The 12,282-nt window shown below is 72.2% G+C and carries 10 protein-coding genes; 2 read left to right on the top strand and 8 right to left on the bottom strand.

All coding sequences use genetic code 11. From position 1 onward, the window contains the following. Nucleotides 1-71 precede the first annotated feature (71 nt). From DEJ48_RS05600 to DEJ48_RS05570, 7 genes are all read right to left on the bottom strand, one after another. Entirely contained in the window at nt 72-734 is a 663-nt protein-coding gene (locus DEJ48_RS05600) for a GntR family transcriptional regulator (RefSeq protein ID WP_150214999.1), read from the bottom strand. Between the two features lie 87 nt (nt 735-821). Further along, on the bottom strand, nt 822-1,826 hold the full coding sequence (locus DEJ48_RS05595) for a proline racemase family protein (protein WP_150214997.1): 1,005 nt from the start codon (nt 1,824-1,826) through the stop codon (nt 822-824). Nucleotides 1,827-1,868: 42 nt separating this feature from the next. After that, nucleotides 1,869-2,777: a dihydrodipicolinate synthase family protein gene (locus tag DEJ48_RS05590; protein WP_150214995.1), complete on the bottom strand. Its 909-nt coding sequence runs from the start codon at nt 2,775-2,777 to the stop codon at nt 1,869-1,871. After that, a complete protein-coding gene (locus tag DEJ48_RS05585) occupies nt 2,774-4,351 on the bottom strand; it encodes an NAD(P)/FAD-dependent oxidoreductase (RefSeq protein WP_150214993.1) in 1,578 nt (525 codons plus the stop codon). Before DEJ48_RS05585 ends, DEJ48_RS05590 begins: the two co-directional genes overlap by 4 nt. Before the next feature lie 25 nt (nt 4,352-4,376). Continuing rightward, the gene (locus DEJ48_RS05580) at nt 4,377-4,685 is read right to left on the bottom strand and encodes a (2Fe-2S)-binding protein (protein WP_150214991.1); all 309 of its coding nucleotides are present in this window, start codon (nt 4,683-4,685) and stop codon (nt 4,377-4,379) included. Beyond that, nucleotides 4,682-5,872, bottom strand: coding sequence for an NAD(P)/FAD-dependent oxidoreductase (locus DEJ48_RS05575; RefSeq protein WP_150214990.1), 1,191 nt, complete (start codon nt 5,870-5,872; stop codon nt 4,682-4,684). Before DEJ48_RS05575 ends, DEJ48_RS05580 begins: the two co-directional genes overlap by 4 nt. A 168-nt stretch (nt 5,873-6,040) precedes the next feature. Next, nucleotides 6,041-6,811, bottom strand: a complete 771-nt coding sequence (locus DEJ48_RS05570) for an AraC family transcriptional regulator (protein WP_223831911.1) — start codon at nt 6,809-6,811, stop codon at nt 6,041-6,043. Nucleotides 6,812-6,937: 126 nt separating this feature from the next. Here DEJ48_RS05570 and DEJ48_RS05565 point away from each other — a divergent pair, with 126 nt between their 5' ends. Beyond that, nucleotides 6,938-8,089, top strand: coding sequence for an MFS transporter (locus DEJ48_RS05565; RefSeq protein WP_411757526.1), 1,152 nt, complete (start codon nt 6,938-6,940; stop codon nt 8,087-8,089). A gap of 118 nt (nt 8,090-8,207) precedes the next feature. Next, complete coding sequence (locus DEJ48_RS05560) at nt 8,208-10,562, top strand: collagenase (RefSeq protein WP_223831910.1); 2,355 nt, start codon at nt 8,208-8,210, stop codon at nt 10,560-10,562. On the opposite strand, the gene DEJ48_RS05555 is transcribed toward DEJ48_RS05560, so the two are convergent. Continuing rightward, the gene (locus DEJ48_RS05555; protein WP_150214987.1) at nt 10,534-12,078 is read right to left on the bottom strand and encodes a glycoside hydrolase family 3 protein; all 1,545 of its coding nucleotides are present in this window, start codon (nt 12,076-12,078) and stop codon (nt 10,534-10,536) included. The genes DEJ48_RS05560 and DEJ48_RS05555 overlap by 29 nt on opposite strands. Nucleotides 12,079-12,282 lie beyond the last annotated feature (204 nt).

Below are 12,282 nucleotides of genomic sequence, written 5' to 3'. Positions count from 1 at the left end.
GCAGTACAGCAGGACACCGAATGGTGCCGACCGGATTCCGGTCGGCACCATTTTTGTTAGCCGTGGTCCGTTCAGGTCGTGGCCCACAGTGACCGTACGTGGCCCAGGTGTCGCGCCATGCACTTCTCCGCCCCCTTGGCGTCGCCCGCCAGCATCAGGTCGAGGAGTTCGATGTGCTCCTGTGCGGATGGGGTCAGCTGGTCGCGCTCGTCGAGAGCCGTCAGGCCGTAGAGGCGGGAGCGCTTGCGGAGGTCGCCGACCGTTTCGACCAGCCGTTCGTTGCCCGAGAGGGCGAGGAGCGAGAGATGGAACCGCCGGTCGGCCTCCAGGTAGGCGATGAGGTCGTGGTCGCGGGCGGCCCGCACGATCTCCTCGGCGATCGGCCGCAGCACCTCCAGGTCCTCCTTCGCGGCGGTGCGCGTGATGCGGCCGATCATGGGGATCTCGATCAGGGCGCGGATCTCCGTGTACTGGTCGAGGTCGCGTTCGTTCACCTCCGTGACCCGGAAGCCCTTGTTGCGGACCGGTTCGACCAGTCCTTCGCGGGCCAGGTCGAGCATCGCCTCGCGCACGGGCGTCGCCGAGATGCCGAAGTCCTCGGCCAGGCCGGGCGCGGAGTAGATCTCGCCGGGGCGCAGCTCGCCCGAGATCAGGGCGGCGCGCAGTGCGTGGCCGACCTGGTCGCGCAGCCGCTCCCTGGTGGTGATGAGGTTCTTCTGCTTCAGGTGCCCCATGGTGTCCCCTCCGGTGGTACCCGCGCCCGCGCGGATCACCAAAGTACAATGTCACGTTGCCAGTTGGGGGGCGGGGGACAGTCGAGGTCAGAGAGTGAACCCTGCGGGGAAGGGGTCGTCGGGGTCAAGGAAGTACTGGGCCGTGCCCGTGATCCAGGCGCGGCCGGTGATGCGGGGCACGACCGCGGGCCGACCGGCCACCTCCGTCTCCGCCACCAGTCGGCCAGTGAACTCCGTGCCGATGAACGACTCGTTGACGAAGTCGCGGTCCAGCGGGAGTTCGCCGCGGGCGTGCAGCTGCGCCATCCGCGCGGACGTGCCCGTCCCGCACGGTGAGCGGTCGAACCAGCCCGGGTGGATGGCCATGGCGTGCCGGGAGCGGCGGGCGTCCGAGCCGGGCGCGGCCAGGTACACGTGTTTGACTCCGCTGATGTCCGGCTGTTCGGGGTGGGTCGGGCGGTCCGGTGACGCGTTGATCGCGTCCATGACGGCGAGCCCCGCCGCGAGCAGGCCGTCCTTGCGGGAGCGGTCGAACGGCAACCCCAGCGCGTCGAGCTGCACGAAGGCGTAGAAGTTTCCGCCGTAGGCCAGGTCGTACGTCACCGTGCCGTGCCCCGGGACCTCGACCTTGCGGTCCAGGGCGACGCAGAACGCGGGGACGTTGGTGAGCGTCGCCGAGGTGGCGGCGCCGTCGGACACCTGGACATCGACGGCGACCAGGCCCGCGGGCGTGTCCAGGCGGACCGTCGTGACCGGCTCGGTGACCTGCACCATTCCCGTCTCGACCAGGACGGTCGCCACGCCGATCGTGCCGTGGCCGCACATCGGGAGGAGCCCGGACACCTCGATGTAGAGGACTCCGTAGTCGGCGTCGGGGCGCGTCGGGGGCTGGAGGATGGCGCCGCTCATCGCGGAGTGGCCGCGCGGCTCGTACATCAGGAGCGTGCGCAGGTGGTCCATGTGCTCGATGAAGTGCAGTCTGCGGTCGGCCATGGTGGTGCCCGGAATCACGCCGACGCCGCCGGTGATCACACGGGTGGGCATGCCCTCGGTGTGTGAGTCGACGGCGTGGAACACGTGACGGGTACGCATGGGAGTTTCTCCCTCCGGTTGTCGGGCGGGAACCTGTGGCGGTCAGCGGTGGCCCGCTGCCATCGCCTTCTCCGTGGCCGACCGCACCAGCGCCTCCGTGGCGCCGGACAGCGGGGAGCGCGGAGGCCGTGTCGGGCCGCCGCGGCGGCCCACGATGTCCATCGACAACTTGATGGACTGCACGAACTCCGTCTTGGAGTCCTGGCGCAGGAGCGGGTGCAGCGAACGGTAGAGGGGGAGTGCCGTCGCCAAGTCGTGCGCGCGGGCGGCGTCGTAGAGCTCCGCGCAGGTGGCGGGGAAGGCGTTCGGGTACCCGGCGATCCAGCCGACGGCGCCCGCGAGGGCGAGTTCGAGCAGGACGTCGTCGGCACCGATCAACAGGTCAAGATCCGGGGCTAGTTCAGCGATCTCGTACGCCCTGCGGACGTCGCCCGAGAACTCCTTCACTGCCACGACGGTGCCGTCGCCGTGCAGCCGGGCCAGCAGGTCGGGGGTCAGGTCGACACGGGTGTCGAGAGGGTTGTTGTACGCGACCACGGGCAGGCCGGCCCCGGCGACCTCGGCGTAGTGGGAACGTACGGCCGCTTCGTCGGCGCGGTAGGTGTTCGGCGGCAGGAGGAGCACGGAGCCGCAGCCCGCCTCCGCCGCGTGTTCGGCCCAGCGGCGGGACTCCGCGCTGCCGTACGCGGCGACGCCCGGCATCACGCGGGCGCCGTCGCCCGCGGCCTCGACCGCGGTGCGGACGACGCGGGCGCGTTCGTCGTCGGTGAGGGTCTGGTACTCGCCGAGGGAGCCGTTCGGTACGACGCCGTCGCAGCCGTTGCCGATGAGGTGGCCGACGTGCTCGGCGTAGGCGTCGTAGTCGATGGAGAGGTCCTCGCGCAGGGGGAGCGCGGTGGCGACCATGATGCCGCGCCAGGGGCGGTCGGTGGTCCAGTTTCCGGCGGTCATGACGGCTGCCCTTCGGTCGGAGGGAGGGGGGAGGGAGGCTGTGGTTCCGGGGTGGTCCGGTCGGCCAGGACGCCCAGAGGGACCGGTGTGGCCAGCAAGCGTCGGTCGGGGCCGGAGCTCGCCCGGCCGTCCGAGCCGGGCTCCGCGGGGGCATCCGCCAAGACCGCACCCGGCGGCGGGAGGGGCGATGCCCGGGGCGACGCCAGGCACGACGCGGCCCATCCGCACACGCGGCCCTGGCACCAGCCCATGCCCGCCCGGGTCAGCAGTTTCACGGAGCGTGCGTCCCGGGCGCCGTAGTCCGTGACGGCTTCGCGGATCCGGCCCGCCGGGACCTCCTCGCAGCGGCAGACATCGGTCTCGTCGGTGAGCCACCGTGTCCAGCCGTGCCCGGGCGCGTGGGTGACGGCCATGGCGTCGGCGAAGGCGTTCATGCGGTCGCGGCGGCGGCGCAGGGAACGCAGACGCGAGAGTGGGGCAGGGCGCCGGGCGGTCAGCCGGGAGGCCACGGCCAGAGCGGCCAACTCACCCTCGACCATCGCCTGTTGCGCGCCGCCCACGCCCGAGGTTTCGCCCGCAGACCACAGACCGTGCAGCGATGTCTCCTGCAGCGGGCTCAGCGCCAGGGCGTACGTGCCATCGGCGGTGCGGCGCGTCGTGCAGCCCAGGCCGGTCGCCAGGTCGATCTGCGGGATGAGTCCGTGGCCGACGGCCAGGGCGTCGCAGTCGATCCGCCGTTCCGTTCCCGGTATCGGACGCCACTCGTGGTCGAGGCGGGAGACCGTCACCGCCGCCACGCGGTCCGTGCCGTGCGCCTCGGTGACCGCGTGGCGCGTGCGTGGGCGGACCCGGTGGCGCAGCAAGGCCTTGGCGTGGTGTGCGCCTTCCGTCAGCTTGTGGGGCTGGGTGGCGAGTGCGCGCGGGTGACGTGCGTATCCGAAGTACGAGGAGGCCTCGATCAGTTCGGGCACCTCGGCCCCGGCCGTGACGAGCGATCCTGCCGCGGCGAGCAGGAGCGGGCCGCTGCCGGCGACCACCACGCGTCTGCCGGGCAGGACGAGTCCGGACTTCAGCATCGCCTGGGCGCCGCCCGCGCCGACGACGCCGGGCAGTGTCCAGCCGGGGAAGGGGAGGTGTCTCTCGTACGAGCCGGTCGCCAGGAGGATCGCGCGCGCCCGCACCTGTACCGGCCGCTGGTTGTCGCCGTGCTCGCCAGGTGCATCGGTGGCACCGGTCAGCGCGTGGACGGTCCAGTCGTTCTCGGCCTGCCGCGTCACCGTCCAGACGTGGTGGTCGAAGAGGCAGGTGACGTTTCCTCGGCGGGCGCCGGTCCGCAGTCGGTCGCGCAGGTCGGTGAAGGCCTGCCAGTCGTGGTGCAGGGCTTCGGGTCGGGTGGCGCGGGTGGCCGGTGCGGGGTGCCGGTAGAACTGGCCGCCCGGTTGCGGTGCCGAGTCCAACAGGGCTACGGAAAGGCCGAGTTCAGCGGCGGTCGCGGTGCCGGCGAGGCCCGCGGGCCCGGCGCCGATCACGGCGAGATCGTGCGACTCGTGCTCGGGCTGCGCTTCATCGCCCATGGCCGCGTCACCTGGACGCGCGGTGTCAGTCCTCGAACCCGGCATGACCGTTCCCCTCCTGCGTCATGACCGTGTCGCCGGGGCGGGCCGTGACCAGGCAGGCGCGCCTGTTGGGGGCGCCGTTGACGGTGGCGAGGCAGTCGTAGCACTGGCCGATGCCGCAGAACGCCCCGCGAGGCCGCCCGCCACCCCTCGTGGTACGCCAGGAGAGGATGCCCACCGACCAGAGCACGGCCGCGACGGACTGGCCCGGCAGCGCGTCGAGTTGACGCCCGTCGAAGGTGATCGTGAAGGTCGGCCCGGGGGAGGCGCCCACGAGCTCGGTCGGTTTCACCGCGCTGCCTCCTCGTGTGCGAAGCGCTCCGGCGCGAACGGCGCCGGATCAAGGGCGAGTTCACCACCCGTCAGCATGGCGGCGATCAGCGCACCGGTGGCCGGGGCGAGGCCGATGCCCGCGCCCTCGTGGCCGCATGCGTGCAGCAGCCCGGGCAGGCGCGGGTCGGGGCCGATCGCCGGGAGGTGGTCGGGCAGGTACGGGCGGAACCCGGCGTACGTGCGGATCGCCCGTACCCGCGCCAGGGCGGGGAACAGGCGTACCGCCTGGCCCGCGAGGCGGCGCAGGGCCTCCACCGACAGCGTCCGGTCGAATCCCACCCGCTCCCGGCTCGCCCCGATCAGCACGGGACCCGCGGGCGTGCCCTCCACGACGGCCGAGGTCTGCAGCCCCGCCGAACCGCTCGCGACGTCCGAGACGTACTCGGCGGAGTACACCTTGTGGCGCACCACACGCGGCAGCGGTTCGGTGACGAGGACGAATCCGCGCCGGGGGTGCACCGGGAGCTCCAGCCCCGCCAGACGGGCGAGTTGGCCGCCCCACGTGCCGGCGGCGTTGAGCACGTGCGGCGCGTACACCTCGCCCTGCCGCGTCGTCCGGACGCCCCGCACCTCGCCCGGTCTGCCGGTGAGGACGGCGGTGACCTCCTCGCCGAGCCGGAGCGTGAGGTGACCGGTGTCGTCCGCGGCGCGCAGCAGGTGTGCGGCGGCGAGTGCGGGCTGCACCTGGGCGTCCTGCGGATAGTGGACGCCGCCCGCCAGGCCCGGCGCGAGATGGGGTTCGAGGTCGGCGAGGCGGTCGGCCGGTACCTCCGTGGCCTCGACGCCTGCCCGCCGCTGCTCCGCGGCGAAGCGGCGCAGCGCCGTGAGCTCGGGTTCGGTCGAGGCGACGACCACGCCGCCCTTCGTCTCGTACTCGATGCGGGCGGGGAGCTCGGTGGCGAGGTCGCGCCACAACTGGGCGGAATTGAGCGCGAGTTCGAGCTCCGGGCCAGGGGCCTTGTCGGAGACGAGGAGGTTGCCCTCGCCGGCCCCGGTGGTGCCGCCCGCGACGGGGCCGCGGTCGACGACGGTGACGTGGAGTCCGGCGCGGGCGGCGTAGTAGGCGCATGCGGCGCCGACCACTCCCGCCCCCACGATGATGAGGTCTGAGGTGCGTGGGGGACCTGACGAGTGTCTCGTGAGCACGGCAGTAATATTTCACATGGCACTGTCGGTGCCAAGAGGTCGTACATGTACAAGAGCGCGTACAAGTAGGGGAGTTGTCGCTCGCCGAGCGGTCCCAGGGCCTGTGTCGGAAGTCCCGCCTGCCCCGCGGCGCCCTCCGGGCGGACGACGGGACTTCCGACACAGGCCCTAGTCGCGACGGTGGTGCGTGCCTGGCGTGTATCCGTACGCCCTGCGGAACACGTCGATGAACGCGCTGGTCGACGACCATCCGCAGCGGTGCGCGACTGTTGTGACGGGCATGTCGTCGGCCAGCATGCGCAGCGCGTGGTAGAGGCGCAACTGAGTGCGCCACTGCGGGAACGTCATGCCCAGCTCGCGTCGGAAGAGCCGGCTCAGGGTGCGTTCGCCCGCTCCCGCCGCGGCGGCCAGTTCGGCGAGGCCGCGCGGGTCCGCCGGGTCGCCGTGCAACTGGTCGCAGACGGCGGTGAGGCGGGGGTCCGAGGGCGCGGGCAGCTGTACGGGCTGCTGCGGCGAGGCACGCAGCTGGTCGAGGAGCACGGCGCGCAGACGTCGGCGTTCCGGTGAGTCGTCTTCCGGGCCCCGGGTGCAGGCGAGGATCAGTTCGCGCAGGAGCGGGCCGACGGAGAGCACGGTCGGGGCGTCGAGGCCGAGCGGGTTCGTGCCGGCGGGCAGGCCGACCAGGTGCAGGGCCAGGTGGCCGTGGGCGCGGTGGGCGTGGACGCAGCCTGCGGGGACCCAGATGGCGCGGGTGCCGGGGGCGAACCAGGTGCCGGCGTCGGTGGTGACGGCCACGACGCCGGAGCCCGCGTAGACGATCTGGTGGTCGTCGTGGCGGTGCGCGTCGATGCTCTCGCCGGGGGAGAGCTCCCGGATGGCGGTCGGCGCTTCGGGGGTGTGGCGGATGGCGCGGTGCCCGGTGTGGCGGTTTTTCGGCACAGGATGGCACTTTATCGGAAGCGGGCCAGGGCGAGGCGTGGCGACGATGAGGCGGTGTCCTCTCGAACGGAAACCCCGTCAGCCGCCACCGCGTCCTCGACCGTGCCCGCGGCCCCCCGCCGCCCCATCACCCTCCTCGCCCTCGGCCACGCCTGCGTGGACGTCTATCAGGGGGCCGTCGCCGCCCTCGTGCCGTTCTTCGTCGCCGAGCGCGCGTATTCCTACGCCGCCGCGTCCGGCATCGTGCTCGCCGCCTCCCTGCTCTCCTCCGTCGTCCAGCCCCTGTTCGGGGCGCTCACCGACAAGTGGGCCATGCCGTGGCTGCTGCCGGTGAGCACCTTGGTGGGCGGGGCCGGAGTCGCGCTCGCGGGGGTCGGCGGCAGCTACCCGGTGACGTTGCTGGTCGTCGCCGTGTCCGGCATCGGCGTCGCCGCGTACCATCCAGAGGCCGCACGCGTGGCCCGGCAGGCGAGCCGGGGGAGCCACACCGCGATGAGCTGGTTCTCGCTCGGCGGCAACCTCGGCTTCGCGACCGCGCCCCTGCTGGTCTCCGCCGTCGTCGCCACAGGCGGCCTGGGCGCCTCCCCGCTCCTGGTCGTGCCCGCCCTCGCGGGAGCGGTGCTCTGCGCGGCGGCGTTGCGGGGGCTCAGGGCGCGGGACGCGGCGGACCCGGAGGCGGCCGCCCGCGGCGGAGGCCCGGTGATCGCCGAGGACGACTGGCCGTCCTTCCTCAAGCTGTCCGGCGCCATCGTCTGCCGCTCCATCGTGTTCACCGGACTCGGCACGTTCATCGCGCTGTACGTGCGCGAGCGCACCGGCGGGGGTGAAATCGCGGGCACGGCAGCCCTGTTCGTGCTCTATGTCGGCGGCGCGGTCGGGACCGTCGCGGGCGGGCGGCTCGCCGCACGGTACGGGCGCCTCCCGGTCGTCCGGTGGTCGTACGCCCTGGCGGTCCTCGCCGTGGCCGGAGTCGTCCTCGTCCCCGGACCGCTGCTCTACGTCTTCGTCGTGCTCACCTCGGCCGCTCTCTATGTGCCGTTCTCCCTGCACATCACCCTGGGACAGGACTATCTGCCGCGCCGCATGGGCACCGCGAGCGGCGTCACCCTGGGGCTCACCGTGAGCATCGGAGGCCTCGCGAGTCCGGTGATCGGAGCGGTCGCGGACGCCGCCTCCCTGCGGACGGCGCTCGCGCCACTGATCGTGCTGCCCGCGCTCGGCTGGCTCCTCCTGCGCTCGCTGCGCGAACCGGGTGCCGTGGACGGCAACAGCGCTTGAACGCGGGGGAGTTGGTGAGTCCTGAGGGGTTGTCAGTGCAATATCACATTACTACGTTACGCATCACATGACGCAGTGGCAGCACCTCATGCCCCCACCTCCCACACAGGAGCCATCGGTGTCCCAGAAGTCCCAGATACGTCTACGCACCCTGCGCAGATCCGTGCTTGCCGGCGCGATAGCGGCGACCCTCTGCGCCTCGGCCGTCCAGCTCGGACACGCGGCCGAGCCCGCCCCCTCCGCCGGGAAGCCCCGCACCGCCGCGGCGCCCGCCGCCCCGAACCCCCAGGACGTGGTCGAACGCCTGGCGAGAGCCCCGAAGCCGGGCGCCCGCGAGATCCCGGCACCCGGCGGGCTCAAGGACGGCCGGGTGCCCGGCGCCCGCACGCCCAAGCCGAAAGTGAAGTCGACGATCGGAGCGGAGCCGAAAGCGGGCTCCGCGAAGGCCGTGCCCTGCACCCTCGACGGCGTCACCGGACTCTCGCCCGACCGGTTCGCCGACTTCCTCGCCGATCCCGTCGTCACCGCGGACGGCTGCCTCCGCACCCTCGTCTGGACGTGGGACGCGCGGCTCGCCCCCGTCATGTCGGACGCCCACGTCCAAGCCGTCTCCCGCCGCATCGCCGGGATCGCGGCCGCCCACGACGGCAAGAACGGCAGCAACCTCCTGGAGATGTTCACGTATCTCCACGCCGTCGCCTACCAGGACTTCTCGCACGACGAGATCGACGTCACCGACGGGCCGACCGTGGATGCCATGAGGCGTGCCGTCGACGCCTTCGGCTCCGCGTCGCGCACCTTCGACGTGACCCGCACCAACGCCGAGTCGCTGCGCGAGGCGCTCTACGCGGCGAGCGCGCCGGGCCTTCGGCAGCACCAACTTCCCTTGATCAAGCGGGTGCTGGCCGCCATGGACGCCAAGCACCCCGGCACCGCGAAGGACACCGCGTGGGCCGGCTCCGCGCTCGCCGCGCTCTCCCTGAGCTACCTCGGCGTGTACCCCGGCAACCAGGACGCCGCCTTCCACGCCGCGGTGAAGGCCGACCCCTCCTACCGCGCCGCCTTCAAGGCCTTCGGCGCGTACACCCACCTCAAGGGCACCGCCAACGCCTGGGTCGTGCGCGACGCGCTGAGCGAGTACGGCAGGTTCGGGCAGATCGACGGGCTCAAGAGCGAGATCGTCTCCGGGCTCGGCGGGCTCGTGGACGTCACCGTCCGCAACTTCGGTGAGGGCAGCGCCCCTTGGGCGAAGGTCGCCACCTGGCTGAACGAGTTCGGCGCCTGCGCGCCGTACAAGCTGTGCAAGGCCGACATCGAGCGCCGGCTCTTCCCGCAGACCTACACGTACGACAAGGGCGGCATGAAGGTCCGCACGGCGCTCGACCGGGGCACCGTCGACCAGCTCTATTACGCGAGCAAGCAGGTCAAGGCGCAGTTCCACCGGGTCGTCGGCACCCAGGAGCCGCTGGCGGGCGACCCCAACACCACGCTGACGACGGTCCTCTACGCCTCGCGCGCCGACTACGAGAACTACCACCCGCTGCTCACCGGCATGGACACGAACAACGGCGGCGTCTACATCGAGCGGGGCGCGACCTTCTACACCTACCAGCGGCGCGTCCCGCAGGACTCCACGCTGACGCTGGAGGAGCTCTTCCGCCACGAGTACACGCACTACCTCAACGGCCGCTGGGCCGTGCCGGGATTCTTCGGCGAGGGCCCGTGGTACCAGGGCGACCGGACCACCGCCATGGACGAGGGCACCGCCGAGTTCTTCGACGGCGCCACCCGCGACGACGGCATCAAGGTCCGCAAGTCACTGGTCCGGGGCATCATCGACGACACGGCGAACGGCGGCCCGCGGATGACCGTCGACCAGCTCCTGCACGCCACCTACGACGGCGACGGCTTCCGCTTCTACGACTACGCCGGGACGTTCTTCGAGTTCCTGTGGACCGAACGCCCCGCCCTGCTCAAGGAGATGTACGGATACCTGCGGGCCGACGACCCGGCGCGCTTCGACGCCTGGCGCGACCGGCTCGGCAAGGACAGCGGCCTGCAGAGCCAGTACGACGCGTTCCTCGACAAGCAGATCGCGCACGTCGACGACCTCTTCGTGCCCGACACGAAGTTCGTGCCGGTCGCCGAGCTCCGCGACACCACCGCCGACCAGGTCCGTGCCTCCGTCGCGGCGACGACGGGCATCACGCCCGACTGCCGGTCGAACGGTGCGCCGGAGCGTCCGCGCTACACCTGCACGGGCCGCATCACCGCGAACCTCGGCGCATCCGGTGACCCCGACGCCGTGTTCAAGGACATGTCGGAGACCGTCGACTACTTCCTCCTCGAACGGTCCACGGCGGGCGACAACAACCTGGCCGACATGAACTGCTCGTTCGGCAAGGTGGACATCTGGTCCGACGGCCGCGCCGGCAGCGCGGACTTCAGCTGCGAGGGGCCGCTGAAGGGGTGAGGCCGCCGCCCGCGAGCAGTTCCGCCGCCGCGATGCCCGAGACACGGGTCGCGCCGTGGGTGATCAGACGGGTGGCGCCGAGCGTGTCGCCCCCCGGGACACCCATCTCGACGACCAGGGCATCGGGGCGGCACCGCAGGATGCGGTTGAGGGTGTCGGTCATCCAGCGGTGCCTGGCCGCGTCGCGGACCACGACCACCAGGGCGCGGCCCGTCGCCGGGGTCAGGACCTCGCGGTCCAGGAGGTCGCCGGCGTGGGCGAGGTCGGGCTCCGTGAGGCGTACGGACGTGGTGCCGGGGCGCAGGTCCCGCAGCGGTTCGGCGACGCCCCACGGAGTGTGGCCGTCGATGGCCAGGTTCATCGTCGGGGACAGCTCCACGACGTGCGGTACGCCCACGACGGGCAGCGAGGCGTTCGCCGTGCCGGAGCGGTGGTGCACGCGCACGGCACGGCGGGCGGCGACCAGGCCGATGTCGGTGGGGCCCGCCGCGCGGGCGACGGCACGGGACCGCTCGCCGGACCAGGCCGCGAACTCCCGTACACGCGTGCTCGCTTCGACGAGCCGGGCCTCGGGCAGCGTGCCGTCGATGACCGCCTTCACCAGGGCCGTGGAGAGCAGGTCGAAGGTGGCCTCGTCGGCGCTCTCGCCGCCCACGCACACGGCGTCCACGCCACCGGCCACCGCCTTGACGGTCGCGCCGTCGATGCCGTAGCGGTCGGTGACCGCGCCCATCTCGATGCCGTCGGTGACCAGCAGCCCGTCGAAGTTCAGCTCCCCGCGCAGCAGTTCCACCAGGATGCGGTGGCTGAGGGTCGCGGGCAGGTCCGGGTCGTAGGCGGGGGCGAGGAGGTGCGCGGTCATGACGGCGCGCACGCCCGCCTCCATCGCCGCGATGAACGGCGGCAGCGCGGTCAGCGCGATCTCCTCGGCGGTGCCCTTCACCTGGGGCAGGCCGTAGTGAGAGTCGACGACCGTGTCGCCGTGGCCGGGGAAGTGCTTGGCGCAGGCGGCGACGCCGGCCTCCTGGAGGCCACGGATCCAGGCGGCCGTGTGGCGGGAGACGACGTCGGTGCGCGAGCCGAAGGAGCGTACGCCGATCACCGGGTTGAGCGGGTTCGAGTTCACGTCGGCGCTCGGCGCGAAGTTGAGGGAGACCCCCGCGGCGTGCAGATCGCGGCCGATGTCGTGGGCGACCCGCTCGGTCAGGTCGATGTCGTCGACGGCGCCGAGGGCGAGATTGCCGGGGCGGGACGAGCCGGTCCACGCCTCCAGGCGCGTCACGTCGCCCGCCTCCTCGTCGATGGCGACGATCAGGTCCGGGTTCTCCGCGCGCAGGTCCGTGGTGAGCCGGGCGACCTGCTCGGGCGTCTCGATGTTCCGTGCGAACAGCACGACGGAGCCCAGGCCCTCGGCGATCCTGCGGCGCAGCCAGGCGGGGGCCGTGGTGCCCTCGAAGCCGGGCTGCAGCACGGAGTGGGCGAGGTGCTCCAGAGTCGGGTCACTGCTCGGTGCCATGGCGCGACCTCCGAAGTTGCGGGTTGCGTGGGACGTGCGGTGCACGCGGTGTGCGGGTGCACAGGGTGTGCGACGGGGCTCCTGCTGATTGGTCCAGGCCAATCGGATAGTGGATATTGGCTCGTACCAAACCGGGCTGTCAAGGAGTCGGAACCGGTCGAGCCGGGCGAATCCACCATGATGGGGCGCGAGTTGGGGAATCCT

Source organism: Streptomyces venezuelae (genome assembly GCF_008642315.1).
GTDB classification, from domain to species: domain Bacteria; phylum Actinomycetota; class Actinomycetes; order Streptomycetales; family Streptomycetaceae; genus Streptomyces; species Streptomyces venezuelae_D.
This window is presented reverse-complemented; position numbering and strand designations above follow the sequence as displayed.